General features: G+C 65.6%; 1 protein-coding gene. It reads left to right on the top strand.

The window, feature by feature from the left end:
- The coding region (locus tag BLX41_RS36840; protein WP_473241696.1) for a vWA domain-containing protein at positions 1-910 on the top strand (910 nt) is incomplete at both ends.

The raw sequence follows: 910 nt of genomic DNA, 5'->3' as shown, positions 1-910 counted from the left end.
ATGGCGGCCAGCGGCCGTTGCTGATGCCGGGCAAGAAGACCCTGTTCCAGCGGGTGCTGAGCAAGCCGGGCGCGAGCTTTTCCAGCGAGCCGGGCGCTACGCCAGGCCAGGCGGTGCCGGCGTTCTCGGTGCTCTATGTGTATCAGCGCAAGAATCTCGACGGCCGCTCCTGGCTGCGCCTGGGCGCCGCCAGTGACGGCCGCAGCGCCGGCTGGTTGCCGGCGGAGCAGGTCAGCGACTGGAAGCAGAGCCTGGTGCTGAAGTTCACCGAGCGCTCCGGTCGTGCACCGGTGATGTTCGTGCGTCAGGCCAGCGAGCTGGAGCGTTTGCTGGCGGACCCTGCGGCGGCCAAGAACCTGCTGCTCAAGGCGCAGAAGAATCCCCAGGACGAGCAGCAGGTGCTGGCCCTGGAACCCAATGCCAGTGCAGTGCCACAGGACCAGTTCTACCTGCTGCCGATCTTTGACTCCAAGGAGAGCTTCGACGAGAACGGCCAGTCGGTGCAGTTGCTCAATGTCGCCTCGATCGATCCGGGCAACAGCCCGCAGAGCATCAGCGACAGCAGTGGCAAGCGCCTGCCGGCGAGCACCCCGCTGGCAGCCGGCGACGCGTTCCGCACGGCGGTGGTGCTGGTGGTGGACACCTCGGTGTCAATGCAGCCCTACATCGATCAGGTGCGCGATGTGGTCCACGAACTGCAGGGCAAGATTGCCGCGCGCGGCGAGTTGGACAGTGTCAGCTTCGGTCTGGTGGGTTTTCGCAACAACACCAGCAAGACCCCGGGCCTGGAGTACGTGACCAAGACCCTGGTGACCCTGGACCAGGGCCGCGATCCCCAGCGCTTCCAGGAGCTGGTGAGTCAGGTCAAGGCCACCAGCGTCTCCAGCCACTCGTTCAACGAAGACGCTTT

It is taken from the genome of Pseudomonas protegens (assembly GCF_003732485.1).
In the GTDB taxonomy this organism is placed as follows: domain Bacteria; phylum Pseudomonadota; class Gammaproteobacteria; order Pseudomonadales; family Pseudomonadaceae; genus Aquipseudomonas; species Aquipseudomonas protegens_B.
The sequence above is the reverse complement of the archived record's forward strand: the minus strand, read 5'-3'. Positions and strand labels throughout refer to the sequence as shown.